Raw genomic sequence first — 25240 nt, 5'->3', positions numbered from 1 at the left:
CTATGGTCAAAGTCGGTTCAAAAAGCATGCCTCCGGCGGCAAGGTGTGCCACCTTGAAAGCAGGTAACGGATGCGTTTTGCCCCTCGTTCCTCGGGTCAAATCACATCCGCATTTTAAGTGGAATTTATTCAAGAAGAATTTTTAAAATCTGTTTGTTAAATCCGTCTTTATAAAATCAGGCGTAATTATTCAGCTTGCCTCCGGCGGGTCGCTTTTTGAAAAAAAGCTCCGCAAAAAACTTTTCTAATGTGAAAAAGTGGAAATTATTTCGGCGAAGCCTGGAAAGGCTTGCTTTTAGCTTTTCCACCGTTTGACCAAGTCGGCGGCCGGGGTGACACCGATGTGGTCGAGGATGCGGGCCACCACGGTATCGGCCAGGGCTTCCAGGGTATCGGGCCTGGAGTAGAAGGCCGGGGAGGCAGGCAGGATGGTGGCGCCTGCTGTGGCTGCGACGGTCATGTTGTTGAGGTGGATGAGGCTGTAGGGCATCTCCCGGGGGACGAGGACCAGGGGGCGCTTTTCCTTGAGGGTGACGTCGGCGGCCCGGTGGATGAGGTTGGAGCCGTTTCCTGTGGCAATGGCGGCCAGGGTGGCCATGGTGCAGGGGGCCACCACCATGGCGTGGACCGGGCAGGAGCCGCTGGCAGGTGCTGCGGTGAAGTCATTCACCTCGTGGACCTGGAGGCTGGCCTGGCCGAAGCCGCGCAGGGTCTCCAGGAAGGCCTCTTTGGAGAGGCCCAGCTCCTCCTTGGCCACGAGAAAGGCGGCGTCTGAGGCGATGAGGTCGATCTGCGCACCGGCCTCGGCCAGGGCTTTCACCAGCCGGAGGCCGTAGAGGGCGCCCGAGGCGCCGGTGAGGGCGGTGACGATGCGTTTCATCTTAGATGCCTCCTGTGAGGTGGCCTGCCAGGATTCCTGCAAAGAGAACCATGGAGATGATGCTGTTCATGTGGAAGAAGGCAATGTTGACGTGGGTGAGGTCTTTGGGGTTCACCAGTTTGTGTTCCACCACGAGAAGGGCGCCGATGAGGGCCACGGCCAGGCCGTAGGGCCAGCCCAGGCTGAACACGGGCCAGAGCAGGAGCATGAACCCGAAGGTGGCGGCGTGGATTCCGGTGGAGATCTGCATCGCTTTTTTGATGCCCATGGTGGCCGGGATGGAGTGCAGGCCCTTTTCGCGATCGAAGTCGCTGTCCTGGCAGGCGTAGAGGATGTCAAAGCCCGCGATGTAGGTGAGAAGGGCCAGGCTCAGGGTGAGGATGCCCCAGGAGAATCCTCCGGTGACCGCGATCCAGGCGCCCAGGGGGGCCATGGAGATGGCGAAGCCCAGGTAGATATGGCAGAGCCAGGTAAAGCGCTTGGTAAAGGAGTAGGCCCCCAAAAGCAGCAGCACGGGAAAGGAGAGCTTGAAGCACAAGGGGCTGAGCATGGCAGCGGCGAAGATAAAGACCAGGGAGGACCCGGCCACAACGAGCCAGGCCTCTTTTTTGCCGATCTCTCCTTTGGGGATCTCCCGCATGGCCGTGCGGGGGTTTCGGCTGTCGATGTCCGCGTCCACGATGCGGTTCACCCCCATGGCGGCGGTTCGGGCGCCCACCATGGCAACAAGGATCCAGAAGAGTTTCAAGATGGTGAGGGGCGCTTCGGCGGATGCCAGCACCACGGCGGAGAGGGCAAAGGGGAGGGCGAAGATGGTGTGGCTGAACTTGATCATGCGCCCGTAAACGACGAGGGTCTCTTTGACTTTTGCGGCAGAAGGGGAGGTGAGGGCCGCTGTGATCCGATTACGAAGTCTGTCCATCAATATCAATACCGTCAATGTAGGTGCCGCAGAAGCTGCAGCGGTTGTCCTTGATATCCACGGCCATAAGCCGGTACCCCGATCGCTGGATCACCGCTTTGCCGCAGCCGTAACAGAAGGTGTTTTCTCCCGTATTGTGCGGGAGATTGCCCGTGTAAACATAGCGCAATCCGGCTTCGATTCCAATATCCCGTGCCATGAGGATGGTTTCCATGGGGGTGGGGGGGTGATCGGTCATGCGGTATGTGGGGTAGAACCGGCTCAGGTGCCAGGGGGTGTCGACCCCGGGACCGCCTGCGATGAACCGGGCGATCTCTTTGATCTCACCCGCGCCGTCGTTGAGCCCGGGGATGAGCAGGGTGGTGATTTCAAGGGCCACCCCTTTTTGTTTGAGATAGAGGATGGCGTCTTTCACCGGCTCCAGGGAGGCCCGGCAATGGCGGGTGTAGAATCCTTCGGTGAAGGCTTTTAAGTCCACGTTGGCGCTTGTGAGGTACGGGGAAAGCAGGTCGATGGCCTCAAAGGTGAGGTAGCCGTTGGTGACCAGGATGGTGAAGAGCCCTTTTTCCCGGGCCAGGCGGGCCGTATCCAGGACGAACTCAAAGGCCACGGTGGGCTCGGTGTAGGTAAAGGCGATGCTTCGCGCACCGGCGGCAAGGGCTTCGGCCACGGTCTCTTCGGGGGTGGTGGCCAAGCCTGTCTGGCCGTTTTCATCCGGTGCCAGCTGGGAGATTTCGGCGTTCTGGCAGAAGCTGCAGCTGAAGTTGCACCCCACGGAGGCCACGGAGTAGGAGAGGCTGCCCGGGGCCAGGTGCCAGATCGGTTTTTTCTCCACCGGGTCCGAGGCGGTGGCCACCAGCCGTCCGTAGACCAGGGAGGTGAGGGTGCCGCCCCTGTTTTCCCGCACGCTGCATCGGCCCCGTTGTCCCTCTTTGATGGTACAGCGATGGCTGCAGAGGTTGCAACGCACCGCATTTTTTTCCAGTCGCTCGTACAACAGGGCTTCGACCATGATGGGCTCCTTGGCCATAACAGGTTTTACCGGAGATCGGGTTTGAAGTACTGCTCCCCGATGCTCATGCTTTGGGGGCGGGGCTTGTCGGCAAACAGTGCCAGGGGACGGGTGGTGAAACGGGGAACAAGGCTGACGGACAGGCCGGTGTACGCCCCATAGGGAAGTCGGTGAAAGAGGCGGCCCAGGAGCCTGCCGCCCGTGGGCGGGTGGTAGGTGATGGTCCGGGAGGTGAGGGGCACCTTGCCCAGGAGGCCTCGAATGATCTGCCGAATCTCCCAGGTGGAGAGGAATCGTGCTTTGGAGAACACGGCGTTGCCGTGGAGTCCCTTGCCCAGGGAGGGGACGGCCCCTAAAGAGAGGCGGTTGAAAAAACCGATGTAGAGGCGGTCCTTGGCGACGCGGGCGGCTTCGGCGATCACTTTTTCCGGAGACTCCACGAACTCCAGGGTGAGGTTGACCACGGCAAAATTGAAGGCATTGTCTTCAAAGGGCAGGGCTTCGGCGGTTCCCTTGAACAGGTCGGCACGGTTGTTCAGCTTTTCTCCGGCGATATCCAGCATGTAGGTGGAGGCATCCAGGCCGGTGAGGTCCAGGCCCGGCTTGATCTGGTCCAGGCAGGCAAGGGTGACCCCGGTTCCGCAGCCGATATCCAGGAGCCGATCCCCGTAGGCCGGCTTGATGAGCTTTACCATCAGCTGGCTCTGGCGTTCGGCCGCGTCTCGGTGCCGATCCATTTCAAGCCATTGGGCATATTGCCCGGCTTCCTGAAAGTTGAATACGTGTCCCATGGATGTAAAGGTAGAAAATTGTGAGTGTTTTATCAATCTTTATTGATGGCCCCGCGAAAAAATCAAGCCCCCGGGCCGCCCTTTTTCAATCGAGGTCTTCACCGGAAATACGGATGCTGAGGTGAAGACGGCAGCCACGCTTGCTGTAGGCCATGTTGTGACAATATTTTCTCATGATTTCAATGCCGCGTCCCCCTTCCGAATCGCTGGCGGCCTGGGTGTCGATCATGGTCTGCCAGTCAAACCCCGGTCCCTTGTCTTCAAATTCCATGTGAATGGTGTCGTCGGTCAGGAAGATGGAGAATCGGACCGGGGAGTCCGGAGAGAGGGATGCCCCATGGCGGACGGCGTTGGTGAGCCCCTCACGCATGGTGATGACGATGGCAAAAAGAGAGCGGGAGATGCCGCGTTCCCTGCAGAACACCGTGACCTCATCCACGGCGCGGTCCACCAGGGCGAGGGAGGCCTGCATGTTGATTTCGAGACCGTCGTTTTTTTTCGTCACGGCAAAATGTGTCATAGGGCTCAGATCTCCAAGGCGAGGATGACCATGTCGTCTTCCTGGGATTCCCGGTTGGGGCAGAGGTGCTCGGACACGACACGTGGAGCCCTGCCGATGGATGCTGGCCTTGCCCGGTCGCAGGCTTCGAGCATCTTTGCGGTCTCGCTGTGCCAGATTTTCTTGCTGGAAGGGGATTCCACCAGGCCGTCTGTATAGATGTACACCCGATCGCCCTTGGAGACGGTGAGGGTGGTGAGGCCGAACAGAGCGCTCTGGAACATGCCCATGGGGTCTCCGTCCGCGCCCACGAGACGGGGAGGGCCTTTTTGCGGCACATAGCAGACCGGCGGGTGCCCTGAAAAGACGATGTCCATGAGCCCTTTGCGGCGGTTGAGGCGGGCGTAGCAGGCGGTGAGGTACTTTTCCGCCGGAAGGATCTCCACCAGGACCCCGTTGATGAGGTTCATACTCTCCATGGGGGTGTAGATCTGGGTGCAGTTCTGTTTGAGGAGGCCCTTGACCGAGGAGGTCAGGTAGCCGGTGCTGATGTCGTGGCCGGAGAAGTCCGCGATGAAGTAGCCGTAGATGTCATCGGAGATGTGCAGGACATCGTAGAAATCTCCCCCGGCCTCGTGGAGGGCCAGGTAATGGACGCCGAAACGGGCGCCGGGTTCCTGCTCGGGGGTGATGAGAAAAGAGGCCTGGGCTTCGGTGAGCTGGCGCAGCTTTTCTGCCTGGCTGTTGATAAGCGAGTTGGTGGCGATGGAGAGTTTCAGGTGGAGGCTGACCCGTGCGGAGACCTCCTTGGGGTGAAAGGGCTTGGTGATGTAGTCCACGGCCCCCAGGCTGAATCCTTCGATTTTGGATTTTACATCGGTGACCGCTGTAAGGAAGATCACGGGAATTGCCGCGGTGCGGGCATCGGATTTGAAGTGCTTGATCACGTCAAAGCCGCTCTCTCCGGGCATGCGGATGTCCAGGAGGATGAGGTCGGGGGGCTCGGTATCGGCGAGGTGTCTGGCCTCTTTGCCGGAATTGGCCGTGACGATCCGGTACCCCTCTTTCCGGAGCGTCGTGGCCATCAGCGCAAGGTTTACGGGGTTGTCGTCGGCGACCAGGATGGTGAAGCTGGGGGACATGGCTCACCTCAATCGGGTATGGAATACCTGCCGCGGGCCTGGGGTCAGGCTGTTTTGGCGTTGAGGGCGTCTTGTATATCGCCTTTCAGCGCATCGATGGATTCGAGGACGGGGCCAAGGCGATCCAGGGTGTTCTCGCGGGCCGCGGTTTCGATGTCTTTGGACAGACGATAGATCTCGGTAAACCCTAAGTTCCCGGCGGACCCTTTGAGGGAGTGGGCCGCTTCGGTGAGGGTCTGCATGTCACCGCGTGCGATGGCCTCTTTCAGGCGTGTGATGTCTGTTTCAGCCGTTTCCAGGAAGAGCTCCACGATTTCAAGGAATTCGCTTTCTTCCAGGCCGAGATCCTCTCCAATTGCTTTTAAGTCCATGGGTGTCAGTCCTTCGGTCGCCCGTCATGGATACTGGCCGGGCAAAACATCATCATTTCAGTTTAACGACAGGGGCCTTTTTTCTCTGAATAAAAAGCATGCGAGGGGCCGGAACAGGGCCTTTGGACGGGGTTCCGTAACGATCGCATCGCTAATTATAGCTGTGGCATCATCGGGGTGCAAGGTCATTTTCAGACGCAGGAGGCGGGCAACCACTTGACAGGAGACGGGAAAATCTATATATCAATAAATCTTGATATATGGATATTTGAACCGGCGGGGGAGCATTCGGGTATGAAAAGTCTGATCTATTTCAAAGCGATGGCGGACAGCACGCGCATTCGCCTCTACCATATCCTGCTTCACCATGAAATGAGCGTCAACGAGATCGTTACCCTCATGGGCATGGGGCAGTCCCGCATTTCCAGGCACCTCAAGATCCTTACGGATTGCGGGCTTCTCTCCTGCCGCCGCGACGGGGTGTGGGCCTTTTATTCGGCGGAAAAGGAAGGGGCCGGGGCCCTGGTGGCTACCCTGGTGGAGTCCCTGTCCGAGGGGGAGGCCCTGATCCAGGAGGACCTCACGCGGGCCGAGGCCATTGTCTTCGAGCGGAGGCTCCGCCGTCAGCAGTTCTTTGATGACATTGCCCCCCGCTGGGAACACCTGAAGGTGGATCTCATCGGTGATTTCGACCTCAACGAGGCCCTGATGGCGGCCATCCGTCCCTGCCGCATGGCCGTGGACCTCGGCTGCGGGACCGGGGCGCTTATGACCCGGCTTGCCGAACGCGTTGAGCAGGTGGTGGGGGTGGACAGCTCCTCCAACATGCTCAAAGAGGCGGAGAAGAGGCTCAAGGCCATGGGGGGCGACTTTGACCTGCGCCTGGGGGAACTCGAACACCTTCCCATGGGGGACGGTGAGGTGGACCTGGCGGTCATCTCCCTGGCCCTGCACCATCTGGACAACCCGCGGCTCGCCTTGAACGAGTCGGGCCGGGTGGTGGCCGAAGGAGGGCGCCTGCTTGTGGCCGAGTTCGGCCAGCACGCCGACGAATCCCTGAGGGACCGGTTCGGGGACCGCTGGCTCGGTTTTTCCGAGGATGAGCTCATGGGCTGGATCCATGATGCGGGGTTTGCCGTGGAGAGTACCCGGCATTTTTCACCCTCCCGGGGGCCTGCGGTGATGATCTGTCAGGCGGTGAAGGCAGGGGCTGGAACTCCGGTCTCCCCGTCTTCAACCTGATTTTTGTCTGCCGACGGGCCGGGCCCGCGGCACGTATGTTTTGTACGCAAGATCTTGCTGGGGGTGACCCAGGGCCACCGCATTTAGATTTTGCCTCCGGCGGCCCTGTCGGGGGCCAAGCTTTTGAAAAGTTTGACAAACAGGTATTGAGTGCGGTTTTGGTCCATTCAAATGTGCTCGTATTTCGATTGATTTCGCTTAAAGTGCAGGCAACAGAAACGTTTTGCGGAGCTTTTTTCAAAAAGCGACCCGCCGGAGGCAACTCACAGTTAAATGCGTTTGCCCTGGGGGGTGACCGCAGCAAAGCCGATAAGAACACCAAAGACATCAAAACAGTTATTGATCATAGACATCCTTAAGGAGGACGCAACATGGCGTTTCAGGAACTCGATTTGACCCTTACGAACAAGGTGGCCGATATCACAATGGCGGAGTGGGGCAACAAGGACATGCAGCTCTCCGAGCTGGAGATGCCCGGCCTCATGGCTTCCCGTGAAAAATACGGCCCTGAAAAGCCCCTTTCGGGCCTCAAGGTCACCGGCAGCCTTCACATGACCATCCAGACGGCCATGCTCATTGAGACCCTCAAAGAGCTGGGCGCGGACATCCGCTGGGCGTCATGCAACATCTTTTCCACCCAGGACCATGCGGCGGCGGCCATTGCGGCCAACGAATCCGCCAAGGTCTTTGCCTGGAAGGGCGAGACCCTTGAAGAGTACTGGTGGTGCACCGAGATGGCCCTCACCTGGCCTGACGGCAGCGGCCCCGATCTGATTGTGGACGACGGCGGCGACGCCACCCTTCTTATCCATGAAGGGGTGAAGGCGGAGAAAGACCCTTCCCTTCTCGACCGCGAGCCCGGCAACGCCGAAGAAAAATGCCTCCTGGATCGCCTCAAGGCCGCTTACAAAGTGGACCCCCAGAAATGGACCAAGATGGCCGCCAAGATCAAGGGCGTCTCCGAAGAGACCACCACGGGCGTACACCGCCTCTATCAGTTGGAAGAAGCCGGTGAGCTGCTCTTCCCCGCCATCAACGTCAACGACTCCGTCACCAAGAGCAAGTTCGACAACCTCTACGGTTGCCAGGAGTCCCTGGCCGACGGCATCAAGCGTGCCACCGACATCATGCTGGCCGGCAAGGTTGTCGTGGTCTTCGGCTACGGCGACGTAGGCAAAGGCTGCGCCCGCTCCATGCGTGGTTACGGTGCCCGCGTCATGGTCACCGAGATCGACCCCATCTGCGCCCTTCAGGCGGCCATGGAAGGCTTTGAGGTTCTCACCATGGAAGATGCCGTGGACAAGGGCGACATCTTTGTCACCTGCACCGGCAACTACCACGTGATCACCGGCGCCGACATGGAGAAGATGAAAGACGAAGCCATCGTCTGCAACATCGGCCACTTCGACAACGAGATCGACATGGCGTACCTTGAGGCCAACGACGGATGCACCTGCCTCAACATCAAGCCCCAGGTGGACAAGTGGACCCTGAACTCCGGCCGCTCCATCATCGTCCTGGCCGAAGGCCGCCTGGTGAACCTCGGTTGCGCCACGGGTCACCCCAGCTTTGTCATGAGCAACAGCTTTACCAACCAGACCCTGGCCCAGATCGAGCTGGCCACAGGCAACTACGATGTGAAGGTCTACACCCTCTCCAAGAAGATGGACGAGGAAGTGGCCCGCCTCCACCTGGATCGCCTGAACGTCAAGCTCAGCACCCTGACCGAGCAGCAGGCCGGCTACATCAACGTGCCCGTTGAAGGTCCCTACAAGGCGGATCACTACAGGTACTAATAGCTCAGGCCAAAAGCCAGCCTCCGGCGGCCAGGGGATAAATCCCCTGGACCCCAGGTTGCGAATGCTCTGAGCCCTCGTTCCTCGGGCTCAGAGCATTCGCCTACGGGCTACGCCCGTAAAAAACAAAAAAAGCCCGACACCATGCTTGATGGTGTCGGGCTTTTTTATTGTAACTATTCCGTTTTTTTTAAATAGTCCTCGGCAGGGCCGCCGGGGCTATCACTGAATAGTTCTTCGTGGCGGTTGAATTGCGCGGCCCCATGAAAGAGGGGTGTTACGGGCGAAGCCCGTAAGCAAATGCGCAGGGGCGAGCCCCCCTACGGCCTTGCAATGTTTCACTGCTCGCTGAATGCCACCTGGCCGGGGCGCGACAAGCGAGCCCCGGAGCATTTGCGAACCTACGCCTTGTTTTTCTCGATGAGTGCCAGGGTCTTTTCGACGATGTTGTCGGCGGTGAACCCGAACTCTTTGAGGAGGGTGCCGCCGGGGGCGGATGCGCCGAAGCCGTCCATGGCGATGACGGTGCCTTTGTCGCCGACGTATTTGTCCCAGCCCATGGAGATGCCGGCCTCGACGGCCACGCGGGTTTTCACCTCGGGCAGGAGGACCCAGTCCTTGTAGTTCTGCTGGTTCATCTCGAAGAGTTCCCAGCTGGGCATGCTCACCACCCGGGCGTTAACCCCTTGTGCGGCCAGTTTTTCGGCCGCTTCCACGGTGATGTGGACCTCGGAGCCGGAGGCCATGAGGATGGCGTCGGGGGTGCCCTCGGTGTCCTTGAGGATGTAGGCACCGCTGGGGACCGAGCCTTCGGCCTTGCTGCGGTCGGAGACGGGCAGGCCCTGGCGGGAGAGGATGATGGCCGTGGGGCCGTCGGTGATCTTAAGGGCCAGGCGCCAGGCGTCGGCGGTCTCGGAGGCGCATCCCGGGCGCAGGACGGTGAGGCCGGGGATGGCCCTTAAGGCGGCCACATGCTCCACGGGCTGGTGGGTGGGTCCGTCTTCGCCCACTGCGATGCTGTCGTGGGTGAAGACATAGATGATGGGCAGCTTCATGAGGCTGGCCACGCGGATGGCCGGGCGCATGTAGTCTGCAAAGACGAGGAAGGTGCCGCCGAAGGGGCGGACACCGCCGTGGACGAACATGCCGTTCATCACCGCACCCATGGCGTGCTCACGGACACCGAAGCGGATGTTCCGGCCGTCGTAGGAACCATTTTGGAACACGCCGCAGCCGTTCATGAAGGTGTTGTTTGACGGGGCCAGGTCGGCGGAGCCGCCGATGAGGCCCGGCAGGTTGGGGGCAATGGCGTTTAACACCTTGCCGGAAGCCGAGCGGGTGGCAATTTTGCCGTCTTCGGGGGTGAAGGCGGGGATCTCTTTGTCCCAGCCGAAGGTCAGAAAGCCGCTGACGCCGTCCACCCACTGGTTGGTGCGCTTGGGGTGGGCCTTGGCGTAGGCGTTGAAGCGCTCCTGCCACAGGTTCTCGGCCTTTTCCCCTTTGTCCATGCAGGCGGAAAAAACGGCTTTGGCCTCTTCGGGCACGAAGAAGGGCTCGGTGGAGGGCCAGCCGAGGGCCTTTTTGGTGAGAAGGATCTCTTCGTCGCCCAGGGGGGAACCGTGAGCTCCCGATGTGCCGCCTTTGTTGGGGCTGCCGTAAGCGATGGTGGTGCGCATGAGGATGACGGTGGGCTTCTCGTCCTGGGCCTTGGCTTCGGTTAAGGCCGCGTCGATGGCTTCGTGGTTGTTGCCGTCTTCAACGCGGATGGTGATCCAGCCGCAGGCTTCGAAACGGGCCGCCACGTCTTCGGTGAAGGCGATGTCGGTGCCGCCTTCGATGGTGATCTCGTTGTCGTCGTACAGGCAGGTCAGTTTGCCCAGGCCCAGGTGGCCGGCCATGGAGATGGCCTCCAGGGCCACGCCTTCCATGAGGTCGCCGTCTCCGCACATCACGTAGGTGCGGTGGTCCACGATGGTGTGCTCATCGGTGTTGTAGGTGGCTGCCAGGTGGCGTTCGGCCATGGCCATGCCCACGGCGTTGGCGATGCCCTGGCCCAGGGGGCCGGTGGTCACTTCCACGCCGTTGGTGTGCCCGTATTCGGGGTGGCCGGGGGTCTTGCTCTCCCACTGACGAAAGGCCTTGAGGTCGTCGATGCTGAGGCCGTAACCGGTTAAGTGGAGCAGGCTGTAGAGCAGGGCCGAGCCGTGGCCGCCGGAGAGGACAAACCGGTCACGATCGGGCCATGCGGAGTTTTTCGGGTTGTGGTTGAGGTGTTTGGTCCAGAGCACATAGGCGGCCGGTGCCAGTCCCATGGGGGCACCCGGGTGGCCGGAGTTGGCCTTTTGAACCGCATCCATGGCCAGGGTGCGCAGTGTGTTGATGCAAAGATCGTCAAGGGTGAGCTGGCTGTCGCTCATGGCGTACTGTCTCCTTACTGGTTATTACAAACTAAAATAGGGTGTGGCATACCGTTTGGGAAAACCGGTGCCCGCCCTCACTGGAAACGGGGGCGGGAGGCAACGTCCTTGGAACACACGCAGAAACGCTGATCAAAAGCCCCTCCCCGAGGGAGGTGCCCTTTCAGGGACACCGTTTTTCCGGCAGGCCCGGTTCGCCCGGATTATCTGTTGAGCCACAGGTTTTACAGCGGGTTTCCGCCTTTGTCAAACCAAATCAATGGATTAGAGGGCCCGCAAATGCTCCGGCTTCAGGGCCACTTTTCCCTCAAGGGCCCGATTGATAAGGGCAAGGGTCTTCTCCTTCTCTGCGGGCATTTTTGCCCTGATGGGAAGGTAGTTGGAGGCGTGGTTGGAGTGAAAGAGGCCGTCGGTCATATGGGTGGCCGCGATCATGGCACCCAGCTCACGGAGCAGCTCATCGGGTTCCAGCACCGGAAAGTTTCCTGCCAGGTGATCCTCATAAAGGGGGGTGCCCGGGGTGAGCATGAGGCTCAAGGCCCCCACGTACTCGGGATCGATGGCCGACAGGACCCGGCCGGTTTCCTGGGCGTGGACCATGGAACGCTCCCGTCCTGCGATGCCCAGCAGCACGGTGACGGAGAGCTTGATGCCGGCCGAGCGGATTTTTTTGCCCATGTCGATCATGCGGGCAGCGTCCGCCCCTTTTTTGATGGCGGAAAGGGTCTGGTCGTCACCGGTCTCAAGGCCCATGTATGCGATGGAAAGCCCTAAGGCTTTCAGCTCTTTGAGCTCTTCCACGCTTTTTTTTGCGATGCTCTTGGTGTTGGCGTAGGTGCCCACCCGTTCCACCCAGGGGAGTTGCCGCTTGACCTCCTTGAGGATGTGCACCAGGCGCTTCTGGGGCAGGATGAGGGCATCGCCGTCACAAAGGAAGAGGCGCCGGATATGGCGGTGGTGCTTCGCCGCAAAGGCGAGGTCCTTCATGATCTGCTCATCGCTTTTGATTTTGAAGATTCTCTTTTCTTTGTACATCTCGCAGAAGGTGCACTTGTTGTGGGAACAGCCCACCGTCACCTGGAGCAGGATGCTGTAAGCCTCCGAAGGGGGCCTGAAAATCATGCCTTCGTAATCCATGCCGTACTCATTCATAGCGTGTGTCCGATTGTGTGTGGAAGCGCGCTCTTCGAAAAAAGGGCGCGGCTTCGGTCGTCGTGAGGAACCCGGTGCCGTGCAAGGGCCAGGGAGCAGGCCGGGGGATGCCCGGTGGTGCCCTGACGCCTTTTTTTGAACCCCCAACAAAATCAACGGGCTTGGGCCCTTTGATCCCGTGCGGAGGCCGCCGGGTTGAATGATTACGCCACATTATCTTAGATTCATGGCGGGGTGCAAGTTCTTTCAAGGCCGGGGCGGCCCTGGCATTTTTTTTGGCCGGGGTGCTTGACATCACCCGATTCTGCATAAAATTTTATGTGGTTTACATCCCTGCCGGATGCAGGGAAAACATATTCGGGCCAGTGCGGGGCTCCTGCCGGGAACAGGTCGGGGCCCATGCGGCACCACGGAACAACCATGAACACACATGATGTGAGGAGAGACCATGAGCAAAGAGACGCGTCAGTTTGAAACGGAAGTTCAGCAACTGATGAACCTGATCGTTAACTCCCTTTATTCCAACGAGGAGATTTTTCTCCGGGAGCTGATTTCCAACGCGTCGGATGCCATCGACAAGCTTCGCTTCGAGGCCCAGACCCACACGGAGCTTCTGGAAGGAGAGGGCGAGCTTCATATCCGCATCGCTCCGGACAGTGAAACCAAGACCCTTGTCATCTCGGACAACGGCATCGGCATGACCCGGGATGAGGTGGTGGAGAACCTGGGCACCATCGCAAAGAGCGGCACGGCGGCTTTCATGAAGGCCATGGAAGAGTCCAAGAAGGGCGATGCCATTGCCCCTGAGCTCATCGGCCAGTTCGGCGTGGGCTTTTACAGCGCCTTTATCGTGGCCGACAAGGTGACGGTTGAGACCCGCAAGGCGGGCGAGGGCGAGGCGGTGCGCTGGGAGTCCGACGGCCTCGGGTCCTATACCCTTGAGACCTGCGCCAAAAAAGAGCACGGCACCACCATCACCCTGCAGCTGAAAGCCGAAGGCCTGGAAGAGGACTTCACCGAGGAGTGGGCCATCAAGCGCGTGGTCAAGCAGCACTCCGATTTCGTGGCCTATCCGGTGATCATGAACGTGGAGAAGACCGAGCCCCTCCCCGACGAAGAGATCATCAAGGACGCCGACGGCAAGCCCATCGGAGAGACCACAAAAAAGGTCCGGGCCGACGAGACCCTGAACTCCATGAAGGCCATCTGGGCCACGCCCAAGAGCGAGGTGACCGACGAGGAGTACGACGAGTTCTACCGGCACATCAGCCACGACTGGAACTCCCCCCTGGACAAGATCCACATGAAGTTCGAAGGGACCACCGAGTACGATGCCCTTCTCTATGTGCCCTCCAAGGCGCCCATGGACATGTACTACAGCGAAAAGAAAACCGGCATCCACCTCTACTGCAAGCGTGTCTTCATCATGGACGACTGCACCGAGCTGATGCCCGAGTACCTGGGCTTCATCAAAGGGGTGGTGGACGCCTCCGACCTGAACCTGAACGTCAGCCGTGAGATCCTCCAGCAGAACCGCCTGGTGCGCAACATTCGCAAGAACCTCGTCAAGAAGGTCCTCGAGCTCTTCTCCAAGATGGAGAAAGAGACCTATGCGGGCTTCTTTGACGAGTTCGGCCCGGCCATCAAGTCCGGCATTCCCATGGACCATGACAACCGGGACAAGCTCGCCAAGCTGATCCGGTACAAGACCACCAAGTCCGACGGGGCCTATGTCTCCCTTGAGGAGTACGTGGCGGGCATGAAAGAGGACCAGGAGTTCATCTACTACATCACCGGTGAAGACCTGGTCTCCCTGGCCGGAAGCCCCCACCTGGAGGCCCTGAAGGCCAAGGATTACGAGGTCCTTCTCATGAGCGATCCCGTGGACGAGTGGGTGGTTCAGTCCCTGCCCGAGTTCGACGGCAAGAAGCTCAAGAGTGCGGAGATGGGCGATCTGGACCTCACCGAGGTGGATGACGACACCAAGGAGGCCTTCAAGAATTTCATGGAGTACCTCCAGAAGCAGCTGGACGAGGAGATCAAAGAGGTGAAGCTTTCCAGCCGCCTCAAGGATTCCGTCTCCTGCCTCTCCGGGGACGCCCTGGGCATGAGCGCCTACATGGAAAAAATCATGAAGGCCTCCGGCCAGGAGATGCCCAAGCAGAAAAGGGTCCTGGAACTCAACGGAGACCATCCCCTGGTTGTTGCCGTGAAAAGCCTGTTTGAAAAGGACGCGGGCAACCCCGTGCTGCCTGATCATGCACAGCTTCTCTACGACCTGGCCATCATCAGCGAGGGCGGCCGCGTCGAAGACCCGGCCCTTTTCTCCAAGCGCGTGGGCGAGCTAATGGCCAAGGCGCTGTAGCCCAGGTGGCGGAAAGGGACGTTTGGTTTCAGGCGCACCATTGAACAGACACGAAAAGGCCCGCCTTTCCCGTTAGGGGGAGGCGGGCCTTTTTTATATGCTGACCGGCCCATCGGTACCCTGGGGGAGGCGGTTGAAAACAGGGCGGATCACCTGTTTCGGTCGGTTGACATCTTATAGACGCTGTACTATCCTCCGTGGCGGAGGCATATATGACAATGATGCAGATTCATGACCTTGAAAAACAGCAGTTTATCACCCTCTTCAAGGAAGAGGGGATTGATAATATTGATGAACGCTTCACCATTTTGGAAACTTTTCTGAAAACAGAAAAGCACATCACCGCCGACGATCTCTCCCGGCTCCTTGCCGATGAAGGGCACACGGTGGAGACCGATTTTCTCCGGGAGACCCTTGAGCTGATGTGCCACTACGGGTTTGCCCAGGAAAATCGATTCGACAACGGGCGCGTCCTCTACGAACACCGGCACCTGGGTGACCACCACGATCACATGATCTGCACCCGGTGCGGCGAGATCACCGAGTTTGCCGATACCCAGCTGGAACGGCTTCAGGAGGCCATCGCGGCCCGCCATGGTTTCCATATGCTGCAGCATCGCATGGATATCTACGGCATCTGTTCGTCTTGCCTGAAAAAGAGGGTCCCCCTGATGCCCCTTATGCTGGCAAAACCCGGAGAAAAGCTGATTATCCGAGAGTACCTGTGCGGTGAAAACCTTGAGGCCCGCCTGCTCTCCATGGGCCTGAGGCGAGGGGATGTCATTGAGGTGATCACCAGCCAGGGCCGGGGACAGTTTGTCATCGCCGTGGAAAACAAACGCTACATCCTCGGCCGGGGCATGGCCCAGAAAATCATGGTGGAACCCATCCGGTAAGGAAGGCGGGCCCCTGCCGTGGGCGCCTGAGGCGCCGGGCAGATCCTTTTTTTAGTGAACACATCAAACATCAGAAGACGGAGTGAAGCATGCGAATCCGTAGGGTTGTTCCTGTCGTGCTGGCGGCGCTGCTGGCTGTGCCCGTGTTGGGTCTTGCAGCACAGCGTGTCAGCGTCAGCGTTGAGTCTGCCAATGTCCGAACCGGACCCGGCACCGAGCATGAAATTGTCTGGAAGGGGGTCGAGAAATACTACCCGCTTCTGGTTCTGGACCAGGCCGGCTCCTGGTATTACGTCAAGGATTTTGAGAACGACACCGGTTGGATTTACAAAAAACTGGTCACCAAGACCCCGACGGTCATCACCACAAAAGAGAGGTGCAATGTCCGGAAAGGGCCGGGAGCCAAGAAGCCCCTGGCGTTTGTGGTGGACAGCGGGGTGCCGTTTCATGTGCTGAGCCGAAAGGGCAACTGGATCAAGGTCCAGCATGCTGACGGTGACAAGGGATGGATACACAAATCGCTGGTGTGGTAGGTCGCACTGATATTTTATACATAGGGCCCCTTCATACCAGGGGCGGGTACGCGGGAGTGGTTGAATATGTACGACAAGTTGAACGGTGAAAAACGCGGCATCGTCGGGGTGGGCTCTGCGTTGATGGATCTCCTGGTGTTTGAAGACGATGCTTTTTTGAAAGGCATCAGCGAGATCAAGGGGGGCATGACCCTCGTGGACGGGGCGTTTGCCGATGGGGTCCTTGAAAAGGTGACCTCCGAGGTGACGGTGGTGCCCGGCGGTGCCGCCTGCAACACCATCATCGGCGTGGGACGCCTCAGCGGCACGGCGACCTTTGTGGGAAAGCGGGGCCGGGACAGCTACGGGGACATCTTTGAAAAGGACCTGAAGCAAAACGGGGTGACCCCGAATCTTGTGACCTCGGATACACCCACAGGGCGAGTTCTGTCCATAATCACTCCGGATGCCCAGCGGTCCATGTTTACCTACCTGGGGGCTGCTTCCGAGCTGGCTCCGGCAGAGATTTCCCCGGAGAAGTTCAAGGATGCAGCCATTGTCCTTATTGAAGGGTACCTTGTGTTCAACCAGGACCTGATGACCCGGACCCTTGAGGCCGCCAAAGAAGCCGGTGCGCTGGTGGCCATGGACCTGGCAAGCTTCACGGTGGTGGAAGAGGCCCTCTCCTTTATCAAAGAGACGGTGATTCCCTCCGTTGACATCCTCATTGCCAACGAAGACGAGGCCCGGGCGTTTACCGGCCTGTCCGACGAGGCCGAGGCCCTGGCAGAGATGAGCCGGTGCGCTGATGTCGCGGTGCTTAAGCTCGGGGCACGCGGGAGCCGCATTGCCGTCGGCGGTACGGTGACCGAGGTGGCGCCCGTGGCTGGCGGAGACATCGTGGACACCACCGGCGCGGGAGACCTCTGGGCCGCTGGTTTTCTTTACGGCATGGTCATGGGATACCCTGCGGAAACCTGCGGCGATATTGCCTCGGCGTGCGGTTATGAGGTGTGCCGCGTGACGGGGGCGGATATTCCTGCGGCGGGATGGGACCGAATTAAAAACACGCTGCCTGCATCCTAAGGGGTGCGGGTGGTCCACGACGACAGAACGTAAGGATGGTGCGACATGCAGAAAGAGAACCCCCAGGCAGTGCCCGAACAGGATCGGTTCCTTGCATTTGTTGAGAAAACCCTGACAACTGCCCGGGAAAACAAGACCCAGGTGACCTTAGGGGTTGCCGGTGTGGTCCTTTTTCTGGCCATTGTTACCGGGGTGGGGCTGTATCGACAGAACGCCGTGAGGAGCGCCTCCCTGGCGTTTCAGTCCCTGAAATCGGACTTTCAGGCCCTTGAGGCCCGTGAGGGCAGGGAGATTGCCCTGCAGCGGTGGTTGGGCGACGCCCCGGCCGCCCTTAACGGCATGAAAGGCGGGGCGGCCACCTACGACGCGGCCCTGCTCTGGTACGGGGGGCTGGCCTTCGAAAACGGTGATTTTGAATCGGCCTCCGCCTGGTATGGTGCTGCAGCCAACGGGTTTGACTCCGGCAGTTCCCTTCGCAGCATCGCGTGGTGCGGTCAGGGCCAGGCCCTGGAGCAGGTGGGGAAAACGGACGAGGCCGCCGCGGCATACGAAAAGATACGGTCCGCAGGGGTTGCTGTGAAGCGCGAAGAAGCGACCTTTCTCCTGGCCCGCATCAAGGAGACCCGTGGCGATTCAGAAGGGGCCGAAGCCCTTTACCGCGAAATCCTGGAGAACCCATCACCTTCTGTCTATAAAAACCTGGCGTCGGAAAAGGTGCCGGGATTGTAATTCCCCTGATTTACGGGCATGTGGCCGGTGTTGAACTCAACACGGGGCCATGTGCCCGCTGCATGCTTTCTCAAGGGGATGGGGCGCCTCTGAGGGCGCCTTTTTTATTGAGCGTTACCCGGTTTATTCAAGCCCGGCCGAGTTGCTTTCCAACCCCATTCTTTTCATTCGTCACGCATTGGAAAATCCTTGACAGAATCATGTGTGAATGGATAATCGTAAAGAAATAGTATTGATTTTATTCCAAGTGCAGGCCTTATCATTCCCCCCAAGATTGAGGTAAACGGTCGGGCTGTGAGGCTCTCCAAACCTTCCGGAAGGGGCTCCGTTCATCTCCCTTGTCTTGCTCTCTGTATCCAAGGACAAGGCGTACTCACCTCTCTCATTGTTGCCTTTATCGGGTATTGTTAAATTTTGAAAAAAAGAAAAAACAGCGAGCTATGAATACAATATCTTGATTTATTTCATGAGGCCGCACAAGATATGTTAGTCATCCGGGTGAGTTATAGTTTTCTCTTGACTTCATTGTAGCAATCCTTGAAAATATGTATCTGAAAATTAACAAAACAATAAACAGGTTTTCGCATGACGGACGCTTGTCCGTTCCGGCCTTTTTGCGAAAAGCTGTGAATGAGACCTCTTGTATCGCAGACGCGGCGTGGTGTCCTCATGGAATCAGGTGTGCCCTTTGGGGGGCATGCCCATGACGTCCATAAATTCCATTCCTGTATAGGGTGTACTTATGACATTTGGCAAAAAAGATCAGCTGATTGGTCTTGATATCGGATCCAGTGCCATCAAGGTGGCTGAAGTGGCTGATACGAAAAACGGGTATGCATTGAAGCGCTTCGGCCTCTACGACATGCCCAGCGGCGCCATTGAAGAAGGGGTTATTCGCGATCCCGAAGAGGTTGCCGAGACCATTCGCGAAGCCCTTCGAGCCTATAATATCAAAACCCCCAACGCCGCCATCTCCATCGGCGGGTACTCCGTCGTCGTCAAGAAAATCAACGTCCAGGCCATGACGGAAGAGGCCCTTCAGTCCACCATCCACTTTGAAGCCGAACAGTACATTCCCTTTGATATCAGCGATGTGAACCTCGACTTCCAGATCATGGGCGAGAGCGAGCACAACCCCAACCAGATGAGCGTGCTCCTTGTGGCGGCCAAAAAAGAGATGATCGCCGATTACGTCAACGTCCTGGAGATGGCTGGCCTGGCCTCGTGTATCGTGGATGTGGACGCCTTTGCCCTGCAGAATATCTATGAACTCGGGTACATGGGGCCCGACGCCACGGGTGAGGAATTTGTGGCCCTCATCGACGTCGGTGCCAGCAAGACCTCCCTGAACATCCTTAAAGGCCGTTCCTCGCTGTTTATGCGGGACGTGTCCCTGGGGTGCGGGCAGACAAACCTGAAAATCTCCTCCCTGCTCGACTGTTCCCCGGACGAGGCCGAGGAGATCAAGCTGAACAACAACGGCGAGCGTATCTCAAACGAAGAGTTGAAAGATATTGAGTCGGCTGTCATCGCGGACTGGTGTACGGAGATCAGCCGCGCCCTGGACTTTTTCTATTCCACCTACCCCGAAGAGAGGATCCAGAAGATTCTGATCAGCGGCGGTGGCGGAAACATCACCGATTTCAAAAAGATGCTGGCATTGAGGACCTCCACGGAGGTCGAGACCATTGATCCCTTCAAGTCTGTGGACTTGGGGGAGGGTCGCATTGACGATGACTATCTCAAGCAGATGGCACCTCAAGCCGCCATCTGCATGGGGCTTGCGATAAGGAAAGTGAACGACAAATGATACGAATCAACTTACTCCCTTTTCGAGATGCTCGAACGAAAGAGAATGTCCGACGCCAGGTGTCGATTTTTGTTCTGCTGGTCATTCTGATTGGCGTGGGGATGGGCGGCTACTCCCTGAGTGTGAGTGCGGCGGTTGATAAGTACGAGGGGGAGGTCAGCGATACCCAGGCCGAACTGAACAAGTTCAAGAAAAAGGCCCGGGAGGTGGACACCATCAACAAGAAAAACAAAATGCTGCAGAAGAAGATTGATATCATCGAATCCCTCCAGGTGGTTCGCAAGGCCCCTGTCAAGGTACTGGGCGCCATGACGGAGCTGGTGATCCCTGACCGCATGTGGATCCAGAGTTACGACGAGGTGGGAAAAAATGTGACCCTCAAGGGGGCGGCCCTGGATGAGATCACCGTGGCGGATTTTACGCGGAGACTCGAGTCATCGGAGTATTTTTCCAGCGCCAGCCTGAGGATCTTGAAGCTGGGTGCCTCCAAGAAGAGCGTGGCCATGAAGCATTTTGAAATCGTGTGCACCCGGGCCAAGTTGAAACAAAAACCCTCCAATGCAACCGGTATGAAGGTAAAATGATGAACAAGTCCTCAGCGTTTCAGTCGTTGGACCCCCTGTTCAAAAGGGTTGAAGAGCTTGACAAGATCCAGAGGATAGCCATCTGTGCGATCACATGCATCGTGTTGATCGGATCGATCTTCTACTTCTCCATCCTGCCCAAATACGAAGTGATCAAACAGCAAAAGCAGACCTTGCAGTCCCTTGGGACCCAACTCGAGGTTGCCCGCAAGAAAGCCGCCCGCCTGGCTTCCCTCAAACGGGAGTGGAAGATGAAAGAGGCGGAGTTTCGGAAGGTGATGCGGGCCCTGCCTGAAAAAAAGGAGATCCCTTCGCTTTTGACGAGCATCTCTCAATCCGGACAGGATACGGGTCTGGAGTTTCTTTTGTTCCAGCCCCAGAAAGAGGTGAACAAGGAGTTTTATGGTGAAATTCCCGTAAGCCTCCATATCAAAGGAAATTTTCATAATACGGTGATGTTCATGGACAAGGTGACCGGTTTGAACCGTATCGTCAACATCAGGGACATCAAGATCAGTGGGTACAAAGAGGGCAAGATCTCAACCAAGTGTACGGCTGTGACGTATAAATTCATCGAGAAAAAAGAGCCTGCAAAGAAGAAATAATCCATCAAACAAAGATCGTGAGCCATGCCAAAAAAGATCATTACATCGATAGTGACGGCTGCCTTTCTTGTCGGGCCTCTCTTTTCAGGGTGTGACAGGGCGGATGACGCAGCGCAGTCCCAGGACACCGTCAAGACTTTCAAGGTGTCCAAAAAAGAGACGGTGCCCATTGAGGCCAAGAAGAAGCCTACACCTGAGCCGGAAGCGGCGGATGCTGCATCGATTCCGGCGGTGGGTGGGGTGCCCCCCGCAGAGAGTGCTGCGGCACAGCCGGCCGTGCTCTCCGAAAAGGCCTCGGATGAGATGCTTTACGGAAAAAGCAGCTACGACCCGGCAGGGCGCGTGGACCCCTTTGAACCCGTGTTTGCCCGGGGCAGCAGCGGCACCCAGGCTGTGGAGGGAGAGTCACGGCCTACGGTTCGTCAGACCAGGATCTCCCGGCTGACCCCCTTGGAAAAACTGGACATCGGCCAACTCAAGCTTGTGGGGATCGTCAGCATGCCCGGGCGGAGCATGGCCATGGTGGAAGAGACCGGCGGCAAAGGCTATGTGGTCCGTAAAGGGACCTATATGGGCGTCAACTCGGGACAGGTTGTGGAGATCGCCAGGGACCGGGTGGTTATTGAAGAAGAAGTGGAAAATTTCCTCGGGAAAATAGTGGTTCGGACACGGGAACTTAAACTTCAGAAACCTCTTGGAGAAGACTAATATGTTTGACAAGACCTCAATGTTGCGCAGGCAGGCAGCTGCAGTCGTGCTCTTTGTTTTTCTCGCGGCGTTGACGGCAGGCGGCTGTGCATCCGACAAGGGAGCGGTCACACCTGTCGTTGAAACGCCATCCGTCATGGCTGAGCGGGTCATTACCGGTGTGGACACCCGTGTGGCGTCCGGCGAGGTGGTGGTATCCATCCAGGGCAGCGCCATGCTGACCTACGCTTCGATTCCACAGTCCCTCCCCCCGGGGGTGGTGCTGCATTTTCCGGACGCGGATGTGGCCGATGGAGCCGTCCAGTCACCGGTTGATAACGCAGTGGTGGAGACCATCGAAGCATCCCGGCAGGGCAACGCGACACAGCTCAAGATCCTTCTTAAGGACGAGTCTGAGTACGAGGTGGTGCGCAGCGGAAACGGATTGAATGTGGTCTTCACCTCTGTTGAAGCACAGATGCCTGAGGTGGCTGTTGCAGCCGAAGCCGATGATGAGGTCCCGGCGGAAGCCTCTGTTGCCGAAATGACGGTGGAAGCCGAAGAGATCGCTGTACAGGAGCCGGCGGCTGTTCAGGCTCCGGCCGTTCAGCCCGTTTCGGTGGGACCGGCCACGGTAAGCCAGATTGACTTTACCAGCACCCAGAGCGGGGCCTCCACCATCCTCATCGGGACCACCGGGCCGGTAGGGTACAAGGTGAGCAAAAAGGACGAGAAAACCCTGTATCTCAAGCTTTCCGACACCACCCTTCCCGATTCACGGAAACGCCCCATCATCACCACTCGGTTCAACAGCGCGGTGAACCGGATCCTGCCGGTGCAGACTGAGCAGATGGAAGGGGATGCTCTTTTTATCATTGAACTCCGGGATGCCGTGCCGTACCTGGTGAGCCAGAGCGGCGACCAGATTGAGGTGAGTATCGATCCCTCAAGCGTTCCTCCCCAGAAAGAGGACGACGCCAAGCTTCCTAGTTGGAAAAAGGCCATCACCGAGGCGGACGTGATGGCTGTTCCTGATGCGGCAGGTTCTGACATGGCTGCATTTCCGGATGGTGCTACCAGCGCCGCTCCGGTCCAACCCGAGGTGATGGAATCCATGGAACCTGAAATTTCCGTGGGCAAGTCCAAGTCCTATTCCGGCGAAAAGATTGCCGTGGACTTTTTTGAGACCGACATCAAAAACGTGTTCCGCATTATCCGTGCGGTCAGCGGCCAGAACTTTGCCATCGACAAGGATGTTACCGGCCAGGTCACCATGACCCTTCAGAACCCGGTTCCCTGGGATCAGATCCTGGATTTGGTACTCAAGATGAACATGCTGGGCTCGGTGAAAGAAAACGGCATCACCCGCATCGCCACCCTGAAAACCTTGAAGGAAGAGGAGGCTGCGCGGCTTCAATACATTGCCTCCCAGCAGTTCTCCAAAGAGATACAGAAGGCAATGGCCCCCATGAGCACGGAGTACATCCTGATCAGCTACTCCAACGCAGAAACGGACATCAAGCCCCACCTGGAGCGTATCCTGACCTCGGAGCGTGGGAGCGTGAGTGTGGATACCCGTACCAACCAGTTGATCATCACCGACACCGCGGAAAAGATCGCCCAGGCCCGTGCAATCGTCAAACAGATTGACCGCATTACGCCCCAGGTGATCATCGAAGCCCGGATTGTGGAGGCCTCATCCAATTTCACCAGGGCCTTTGGTGTGACCTGGAACGCGCAGACCGAGGGGTATCCCACCGTCGGGCAGGGCAATGACAGCAGCACCCTTGGAGGTGTTTACGGCTACGGTGTGGCCATGGACTACGGGGTGGAAACCGATAACAGCATCGGCATCAACTTTTCACGGCTCACCGGCAACACCCTGATCCTGGATGCCAAGCTCACGGCCCTTGAGACCAAGGGTACCGGCAAGATCGTTTCGTCTCCGAAGGTCCTCACCCTGGACAACAAGAAGGCCACCATCAAGCAGGGGGTTGAAATTCCCTACCAGACCGTTGAAGACGGCGACGTGGACATTGAATTTAAAGAGGTGGAGCTGAGGCTTGAGGTGACCCCCCATGTGACGGCCGATGACCGGATCTCCCTTCAGGTGCTCATCGACAAGAACGACGTGGGTAGCATCACCAACGGGATCCCGGGCCTCAACACCAAGGGCGTGGAGACCGAGCTCATCATGAACGATGGGGAGACCATCGTTATCGGTGGTATCATCAAGTCAAACAAAACCTTTGCCGAATCGGCCTTTCCGGTGCTTTCACAGATTCCGGTCCTGGGCTGGCTCTTCAAGAACCGCACGCGTACGGAAGAGAAGCAGGAACTGCTGGTCTTCCTCACCCCCCGTGTGGTGAAAATGGATGAATTGAAGATTTAGGGCATACACAGGGCGTTGGGCAACCGGCCCCGTGCAGAGCGTTGCATAAAAAAGCATGTTGAACGAAAGGGAGCAGGTGTGATCACACCTTGCTCCCTTTTTTTGTGGGATGGCGTCGCGACACCGGGGGGGGCTTCAAGGGAGGGAGGGCCGCAGAGGCCCTTTGGCTTATATCCGGGGGTAAACGTTTAAAAAAACGAAAGAAACAGGTCTTGAAAAAAGTTTGCCACAACTCAGCTCAAATGCCTCCGGCGGCCCTGCCGGGGGCCAAACTTTTAAAAAGTTTGACAAACAGGTCGTAAGCACGCTTTTCCAGGCTCCGCCGAAATAATGTCGATTTTTTCACAATAGGAAGGTTTTTCGCGGAATTTTTTTCAAAAAAGCGACCCACCGGAGGTAAGCTGAATAGTTGCACAAGTTGTTGAGTAACTCCTTATTTTTTGGAGCGGATGTGATTTGACCCGAGGAACGAGGGGCAAAGCGCATCCGCAACCTGATTTCAAGGTGGCACACCTTGCCGCCGGAGGCCTGTTTTTTAGCCCATTTTGACCATAGAAGGCTAAATGGACAGGGCCTTGAGATCTCGTTCTGCTTTGGCGGCGATGGGGGTCTGGTCGTCGATGGCGATGGTATCGCTCAGGGTTGATTTGGCTTTTTCATAGGCCCCGGAGCGCAGGTAGATCCCTGCAAGTTCGTAGTGGAGCTGCTGAAATTTGGGGGCGGTTTTGACCGCCTTTTCAAACCAGTGCGTGGCATCGGCGAGTCGCCCTTCTGCCATGTGACACATGGCGATCCCTCGCATGGGAAGGACAAATTCCGGCTGAATATCAAGGGCCTTGTTGTAATAGGAGATGGCCGTTGTGTACATCTTTTTATTGTAGTAGGCCCAGCCCAGGTTGTAGACGGGGTAGTGGGGGGTGGCATAAAGGATGTTGTCGGATACCTGGTTGAGGACCTCTATGGCTTCGTCCCATCGTTTCATCAACAGCAGGACCGAGCCCATGTTGTTCTTGGCCGGCCCGTAGTCGGGCTGGAGGTCGATGGAACGCTGGAAGTGGATAAGGGCTGTCTCGTACCGCTCTTTGGCGGTGTAGGCCTTGCCCAGATCGTCTTGCAGGAGGTAGTCGTCCGGGTAAAGGCTTTCGGCTTCAAGGAGCTCTTTGAGGGCTGCGGTGTAATTGCCCTGGCTCAGGTAGGCTTCCCCCAGGTCGCGCTGGGCTTGAGACTGTTTTTTGAGCATGGGTGTTTTGCTGGCACAACCGGCCAACAGGGCTGCGGCCAGAAGAACAAATAGAATGCGTGTGGAACGTTTCATGGTGCCCCCGGAATATGAACGTGTGTGGGATTGTC

At 58.0% G+C, this 25240-nt stretch carries 23 protein-coding genes; 13 read left to right on the top strand and 10 right to left on the bottom strand.

The annotated features are described in order from the left end of the window. Nucleotides 1–295: 295 nt before the first annotated feature. The 7 genes from BLQ12_RS19690 to BLQ12_RS19660 all read right to left on the bottom strand — a co-directional run bounded on the left by BLQ12_RS19690 (nt 296) and on the right by BLQ12_RS19660 (nt 5617). Nucleotides 296–880 carry a UbiX family flavin prenyltransferase gene (locus BLQ12_RS19690; protein ID WP_092213281.1) on the bottom strand — a complete coding sequence of 195 codons (585 nt, stop codon included), beginning with the start codon at nt 878–880 and terminating at the stop codon, nt 296–298. 1 nt (nt 881) lies between these two features. After that, nucleotides 882–1802, bottom strand: a complete 921-nt coding sequence (locus tag BLQ12_RS19685) for a UbiA-like polyprenyltransferase (RefSeq protein ID WP_226860065.1) — start codon at nt 1800–1802, stop codon at nt 882–884. After that, nucleotides 1786–2814, bottom strand: coding sequence for an AmmeMemoRadiSam system radical SAM enzyme (gene amrS / locus BLQ12_RS19680; RefSeq protein WP_092213279.1), 1029 nt, complete (start codon nt 2812–2814; stop codon nt 1786–1788). Before amrS ends, BLQ12_RS19685 begins: the two co-directional genes overlap by 17 nt. Nucleotides 2815–2840: 26 nt before the next feature. Then, nucleotides 2841–3551: a class I SAM-dependent methyltransferase gene (locus BLQ12_RS19675; RefSeq protein WP_175469953.1), complete on the bottom strand. Its 711-nt coding sequence runs from the start codon at nt 3549–3551 to the stop codon at nt 2841–2843. A 139-nt stretch (nt 3552–3690) separates the two neighbouring features. Further along, on the bottom strand, nt 3691–4125 hold the full coding sequence (locus BLQ12_RS19670; protein WP_092213275.1) for an ATP-binding protein: 435 nt from the start codon (nt 4123–4125) through the stop codon (nt 3691–3693). Between the two features lie 5 nt (nt 4126–4130). Next, a complete protein-coding gene (locus tag BLQ12_RS19665) occupies nt 4131–5246 on the bottom strand; it encodes a response regulator (RefSeq protein WP_092213273.1) in 1116 nt (371 codons plus the stop codon). 44 nt (nt 5247–5290) lie between these two features. Beyond that, nucleotides 5291–5617: an Hpt domain-containing protein gene (locus BLQ12_RS19660; RefSeq protein ID WP_092213271.1), complete on the bottom strand. Its 327-nt coding sequence runs from the start codon at nt 5615–5617 to the stop codon at nt 5291–5293. Nucleotides 5618–5911: 294 nt separating this feature from the next. On the opposite strand from BLQ12_RS19660, the gene BLQ12_RS19655 reads away from it, so the two are divergent. From BLQ12_RS19655 to ahcY, 3 genes are read left to right on the top strand one after another with little or no spacing between them, the layout of a single operon-like run. Further along, nucleotides 5912–6859 carry an ArsR/SmtB family transcription factor gene (locus BLQ12_RS19655; protein WP_092213270.1) on the top strand — a complete coding sequence of 316 codons (948 nt, stop codon included), beginning with the start codon at nt 5912–5914 and terminating at the stop codon, nt 6857–6859. 35 nt (nt 6860–6894) lie between these two features. Continuing rightward, entirely contained in the window at nt 6895–7218 is a 324-nt protein-coding gene (locus tag BLQ12_RS27105; protein ID WP_139164046.1) for a hypothetical protein, read from the top strand. Nucleotides 7219–7230: 12 nt separating this feature from the next. Next, on the top strand, nt 7231–8655 hold the full coding sequence (gene ahcY, locus BLQ12_RS19650; protein ID WP_092213268.1) for an adenosylhomocysteinase: 1425 nt from the start codon (nt 7231–7233) through the stop codon (nt 8653–8655). A 401-nt stretch (nt 8656–9056) separates the two neighbouring features. Here the strand turns inward: ahcY and tkt are convergent, their stop codons facing one another. After that, nucleotides 9057–11072 (bottom strand): transketolase, encoded by a 2016-nt coding sequence (tkt, locus tag BLQ12_RS19645; protein ID WP_092213266.1) that lies wholly within the window; start codon nt 11070–11072, stop codon nt 9057–9059. Nucleotides 11073–11336: 264 nt separating this feature from the next. Next, a complete protein-coding gene (locus BLQ12_RS19640; RefSeq protein ID WP_092213264.1) occupies nt 11337–12209 on the bottom strand; it encodes a radical SAM protein in 873 nt (290 codons plus the stop codon). Between the two features lie 463 nt (nt 12210–12672). Here BLQ12_RS19640 and htpG point away from each other — a divergent pair, with 463 nt between their 5' ends. The 10 genes from htpG to BLQ12_RS19590 all read left to right on the top strand — a co-directional run bounded on the left by htpG (nt 12673) and on the right by BLQ12_RS19590 (nt 23890). Continuing rightward, complete coding sequence (gene htpG / locus BLQ12_RS19635) at nt 12673–14589, top strand: molecular chaperone HtpG (RefSeq protein WP_092213262.1); 1917 nt, start codon at nt 12673–12675, stop codon at nt 14587–14589. A 218-nt stretch (nt 14590–14807) separates the two neighbouring features. Further along, the gene (locus BLQ12_RS19630) at nt 14808–15485 is read left to right on the top strand and encodes a transcriptional repressor (protein WP_226860064.1); all 678 of its coding nucleotides are present in this window, start codon (nt 14808–14810) and stop codon (nt 15483–15485) included. A gap of 89 nt (nt 15486–15574) precedes the next feature. Beyond that, nucleotides 15575–16018: an SH3 domain-containing protein gene (locus BLQ12_RS19625; protein ID WP_092213258.1), complete on the top strand. Its 444-nt coding sequence runs from the start codon at nt 15575–15577 to the stop codon at nt 16016–16018. Nucleotides 16019–16084: 66 nt separating this feature from the next. Then, nucleotides 16085–17083, top strand: coding sequence for an adenosine kinase (locus BLQ12_RS19620; protein ID WP_092213256.1), 999 nt, complete (start codon nt 16085–16087; stop codon nt 17081–17083). A gap of 45 nt (nt 17084–17128) precedes the next feature. Further along, nucleotides 17129–17812, top strand: coding sequence for a tetratricopeptide repeat protein (locus BLQ12_RS19615; protein ID WP_092213254.1), 684 nt, complete (start codon nt 17129–17131; stop codon nt 17810–17812). A 742-nt stretch (nt 17813–18554) separates the two neighbouring features. Continuing rightward, the gene (gene pilM / locus BLQ12_RS19610) at nt 18555–19622 is read left to right on the top strand and encodes a type IV pilus biogenesis protein PilM (protein ID WP_092213252.1); all 1068 of its coding nucleotides are present in this window, start codon (nt 18555–18557) and stop codon (nt 19620–19622) included. Between the two features lie 59 nt (nt 19623–19681). After that, on the top strand, nt 19682–20206 hold the full coding sequence (locus BLQ12_RS19605; protein ID WP_175469952.1) for a PilN domain-containing protein: 525 nt from the start codon (nt 19682–19684) through the stop codon (nt 20204–20206). After that, nucleotides 20203–20811, top strand: coding sequence for a type IV pilus inner membrane component PilO (locus BLQ12_RS19600; protein ID WP_092213248.1), 609 nt, complete (start codon nt 20203–20205; stop codon nt 20809–20811). The genes BLQ12_RS19605 and BLQ12_RS19600 overlap by 4 nt, the downstream gene beginning before the upstream one ends. 24 nt (nt 20812–20835) lie before the next feature. Next, the gene (locus BLQ12_RS19595; RefSeq protein WP_092213246.1) at nt 20836–21519 is read left to right on the top strand and encodes a pilus assembly protein PilP; all 684 of its coding nucleotides are present in this window, start codon (nt 20836–20838) and stop codon (nt 21517–21519) included. A gap of 1 nt (nt 21520) precedes the next feature. Continuing rightward, complete coding sequence (locus BLQ12_RS19590; protein WP_092213244.1) at nt 21521–23890, top strand: type IV pilus secretin PilQ; 2370 nt, start codon at nt 21521–21523, stop codon at nt 23888–23890. Nucleotides 23891–24449: 559 nt separating this feature from the next. Here BLQ12_RS19590 and BLQ12_RS19585 read toward each other — a convergent pair. After that, on the bottom strand, nt 24450–25205 hold the full coding sequence (locus tag BLQ12_RS19585; protein ID WP_175469951.1) for a tetratricopeptide repeat protein: 756 nt from the start codon (nt 25203–25205) through the stop codon (nt 24450–24452). Nucleotides 25206–25240: the final 35 nt, after the last annotated feature.

Origin of the sequence: Desulfoluna spongiiphila (assembly GCF_900101345.1) — a bacterium.
GTDB lineage: Bacteria > Desulfobacterota > Desulfobacteria > Desulfobacterales > Desulfolunaceae > Desulfoluna > Desulfoluna spongiiphila.
Note: the sequence above shows the minus strand (reverse complement) of the source record. Positions and strands in the feature narration are given on the sequence as shown.

Bases quoted from the DNA above. Each gene is read 5' to 3' on its own strand.
- BLQ12_RS19690 (WP_092213281.1), bottom strand. From the start codon at position 880: ATGAAACGCATCGTCACCGCCCTCACCGGCGCCTCGGGCGCCCTCTAC.
- BLQ12_RS19685 (WP_226860065.1), bottom strand. From the start codon at position 1,802: ATGGACAGACTTCGTAATCGGATCACAGCGGCCCTCACCTCCCCTTCT.
- amrS (WP_092213279.1), bottom strand. From the start codon at position 2,814: ATGGTCGAAGCCCTGTTGTACGAGCGACTGGAAAAAAATGCGGTGCGT.
- BLQ12_RS19675 (WP_175469953.1), bottom strand. From the start codon at position 3,551: ATGGATCGGCACCGAGACGCGGCCGAACGCCAGAGCCAGCTGATGGTA.
- BLQ12_RS19670 (WP_092213275.1), bottom strand. From the start codon at position 4,125: ATGACACATTTTGCCGTGACGAAAAAAAACGACGGTCTCGAAATCAAC.
- BLQ12_RS19665 (WP_092213273.1), bottom strand. From the start codon at position 5,246: ATGTCCCCCAGCTTCACCATCCTGGTCGCCGACGACAACCCCGTAAAC.
- BLQ12_RS19660 (WP_092213271.1), bottom strand. From the start codon at position 5,617: ATGGACTTAAAAGCAATTGGAGAGGATCTCGGCCTGGAAGAAAGCGAA.
- BLQ12_RS19655 (WP_092213270.1), top strand. From the start codon at position 5,912: ATGAAAAGTCTGATCTATTTCAAAGCGATGGCGGACAGCACGCGCATT.
- BLQ12_RS27105 (WP_139164046.1), top strand. From the start codon at position 6,895: ATGTTTTGTACGCAAGATCTTGCTGGGGGTGACCCAGGGCCACCGCAT.
- ahcY (WP_092213268.1), top strand. From the start codon at position 7,231: ATGGCGTTTCAGGAACTCGATTTGACCCTTACGAACAAGGTGGCCGAT.
- tkt (WP_092213266.1), bottom strand. From the start codon at position 11,072: ATGAGCGACAGCCAGCTCACCCTTGACGATCTTTGCATCAACACACTG.
- BLQ12_RS19640 (WP_092213264.1), bottom strand. From the start codon at position 12,209: ATGGATTACGAAGGCATGATTTTCAGGCCCCCTTCGGAGGCTTACAGC.
- htpG (WP_092213262.1), top strand. From the start codon at position 12,673: ATGAGCAAAGAGACGCGTCAGTTTGAAACGGAAGTTCAGCAACTGATG.
- BLQ12_RS19630 (WP_226860064.1), top strand. From the start codon at position 14,808: ATGATGCAGATTCATGACCTTGAAAAACAGCAGTTTATCACCCTCTTC.
- BLQ12_RS19625 (WP_092213258.1), top strand. From the start codon at position 15,575: ATGCGAATCCGTAGGGTTGTTCCTGTCGTGCTGGCGGCGCTGCTGGCT.
- BLQ12_RS19620 (WP_092213256.1), top strand. From the start codon at position 16,085: ATGTACGACAAGTTGAACGGTGAAAAACGCGGCATCGTCGGGGTGGGC.
- BLQ12_RS19615 (WP_092213254.1), top strand. From the start codon at position 17,129: ATGCAGAAAGAGAACCCCCAGGCAGTGCCCGAACAGGATCGGTTCCTT.
- pilM (WP_092213252.1), top strand. From the start codon at position 18,555: ATGACATTTGGCAAAAAAGATCAGCTGATTGGTCTTGATATCGGATCC.
- BLQ12_RS19600 (WP_092213248.1), top strand. From the start codon at position 20,203: ATGATGAACAAGTCCTCAGCGTTTCAGTCGTTGGACCCCCTGTTCAAA.
- BLQ12_RS19595 (WP_092213246.1), top strand. From the start codon at position 20,836: ATGCCAAAAAAGATCATTACATCGATAGTGACGGCTGCCTTTCTTGTC.
- BLQ12_RS19590 (WP_092213244.1), top strand. From the start codon at position 21,521: ATGTTTGACAAGACCTCAATGTTGCGCAGGCAGGCAGCTGCAGTCGTG.
- BLQ12_RS19585 (WP_175469951.1), bottom strand. From the start codon at position 25,205: ATGAAACGTTCCACACGCATTCTATTTGTTCTTCTGGCCGCAGCCCTG.